We start from the raw sequence: 2,588 nt of genomic DNA on the forward strand, positions 1-2,588 counted from the left end.
TGATTATTCCGCGCTCTCAGATCCACCTCTCCAGCAGGACGAGTCTTTGGATAGCCATTTCGAGTCCACTAGTCCGCATATCAGGTTCATTTGTTATTCTGTTTGAGCATTAAATTCGCGCATATTCATCTTTCCAGTATCGTACCAAAAGGCTTTATGTACAATTCGATCCATAATCGCATCGGCGTGAATACCACCACCTAATCTTTGATGCCAATCTGCTTTTCGAAATTGTGTACAATAGATTGTGGAGTGAGTATCGTGGCGTCGTTCAATTAGTTCAAAAATAAATTTGAGATCTTCGTCCAAAAGATCGTCAAGAAGCCATTCATCAAGCACTAACAGGCCGTAATTAGAATATTTATTGAGGAGTTTCGCCACTCCTTGTTCTTTGAACGATGCTTCATCTCGCTCTATTAATAAATCAGGTAACCTTATATATCGTGTGCGAATTTCTAATTTACATGCTTCTTTAGCAAGTGCACAGCTCAAGTATGTCTTACCTGAACCAGTAAAACCTTGAAAAATGACATTCATATGGTGCTTAACAAAGTTACAAGTACCTAGATCCTGAAGCATCTCGCGATTGATATCTCGATGCTCATATTGAATCGATCTTAAATCTGCTTCTTTGATTCGTAGTTTAGCACGATGTATGATTCCTTTGATTCGATGATTATATTTCTCTTGATAGAGGTAATCTGTCGCTATCTGAAACCTGTCATCGAAGGTTAGATGGCGTGTCTCCATATCGGCTTCTTGTAACTCTAAAGCAGCAACGAGTTCTCCTAAGTCTAATTGTCTTAATTTACGTATGGTTTCTGAATTAATCATGTTGTTTACCTCCATAATAGTCTGAACCTCTAACATATCCCATGCGAGTAACGGGTGCTTCTAACTCCATCGAATTAAATAGTGATTTATTCACTGGATTTGTCAATATAGCATTCAACTGACGATATCTTGGTGAATGAACTCGCTCTAACGCAATCTGGCAAGCTTTATTTAAATGATTATCCGAATATTTCTTAGATAGATTTAAGACAGATAAAGCAGATTGATACCCTTGTTCTTTGATTTGTACACTCTCAAAAATTCGTGTAATGACTTTGCATGTAAAAGGACCGATTTTTTCTGCCCATCGTAGTAACCGTTGGTCATTCCATTCTGGTTGATTAAATTGATCTGGCAGATGTTCAGGTAAGGTAGAGAATGCATATTCTTGATAAACTGGAAACCGCTTATGTGTCGCTATTCGTTCATGTTGATAGAAGATTTCGACTAAGTGGCTCGTCACCTTCAAATCAACTGTTTTCTTCAAGTATTGATAGGGGCACGAGTAGTTATTCTTTTGGAATGTTACATGACAATCATATTTCACCTTACGTCCATAGACCCAGTCCGCAATTTCATAAGGAACCGAAGGCAGTGGACGAAGTTTATCCCGTTCAGTTTCTTCGAAGACAAGCTGACGACTCCCTTCGCGTTTTTGGAAAGGTCTCGCGTTATAAATAAGTAACTTTTCTCGAATTGCTTCTTTCAGCAGCGCAAAAGAAGAAAAGGTCTCATGGCGTAGAGAGGCGATGAGAGCAGTCGCAATTTTTCCTACCGCACCTTCAACGGCTGCTTTTTGTTTGGGTTTTCGAACTTGAGCTGGCATAATGGCCATCACATAATGATTCGCTAGGGCTTCATAGTGTGCATTTAATACAATATCTCCCTCTTTAGGATGACTCACTACGCCTACTTTGAGATTGTCGCAAACTAGTCGGATCGGCGTTCCACCCAAAAATTCAAATAGATTGACATGGCATTTGAGCCAAGTATGACTCTTCATATCCAATGTCGCTTCTACATAAGTATACTGACTGTATGGTAACGTTCCTACAAATAAATAGACTGGAATAACTTCTCCAGTATTTAAATCGACTAACTGCATCGTAGAGCCTCCCCAGTCCACCTGCACCGTTACCCCTGGTTTATGGGTCAGATGATTCGTCAACCGATACTTGGCAATGTGCTTTTGATAATCGTTACAGAATTTTGAATACCCAACCGCGATACTTTCTTTTGTTCGACAACGGTCAACATATTCCTGCCATAGGATTTTTAAAGTGACACCAACGCGCTGAAGTTCTTTATGAATGTCGTCATAATTAGGAGCGTCATACAAAATTTCCGACTGATAACGCTCTGGAAAGAAGCGACGATAAGCTTCGATATCTGTTAATGACTCAATGTCTTGGTAACATAGTTGAAGCTCCTCAGCCCGTTTAAAAACCTCACTCACTGAACTTTTTCCAACTTTCTGTGTCTTCGCAATCATATTCCGCGATAAACCTTGATCGCGATATTTCATTACCAGTTTCACAGGGATTTTTCTAGCCATAAAAATAGCCTCCTTTATATATAGTTAGAAGCAATTACACTTCCAAAGTAACTATACATAAAAGAGGCACGAAAAGCGGACTTGATCCATGGATAGGTGGACCCGATGTGCGGATTTAGTTTGGTTATTACGTGAATTTAACGGTTGGCCTGGTGGACTCGATATGGATATTGGTGGTCCTGAGAGCGCGGAATAATCA

At 39.8% G+C, this 2,588-nt stretch carries 2 protein-coding genes; both read right to left on the reverse strand.

The window, feature by feature from the left end; translation table 11 throughout:
- Positions 1 to 93 precede the first annotated feature (93 nt).
- On the reverse strand, positions 94 to 834 hold the full coding sequence (locus tag GF867_RS13550; protein WP_153833616.1) for an ATP-binding protein: 741 nt from the start codon (positions 832 to 834) through the stop codon (positions 94 to 96).
- Complete coding sequence (gene istA, locus GF867_RS13555) at positions 827 to 2,389, reverse strand: IS21 family transposase (RefSeq protein WP_153833617.1); 1,563 nt, start codon at positions 2,387 to 2,389, stop codon at positions 827 to 829. Before istA ends, GF867_RS13550 begins: the two co-directional genes overlap by 8 nt.
- Between the last annotated feature and the right edge of the window lie 199 nt (positions 2,390 to 2,588).

The organism is Fundicoccus ignavus (assembly GCF_009659375.1).
Taxonomy (GTDB): Bacteria; Bacillota; Bacilli; order Lactobacillales; family Aerococcaceae; genus Fundicoccus; species Fundicoccus ignavus.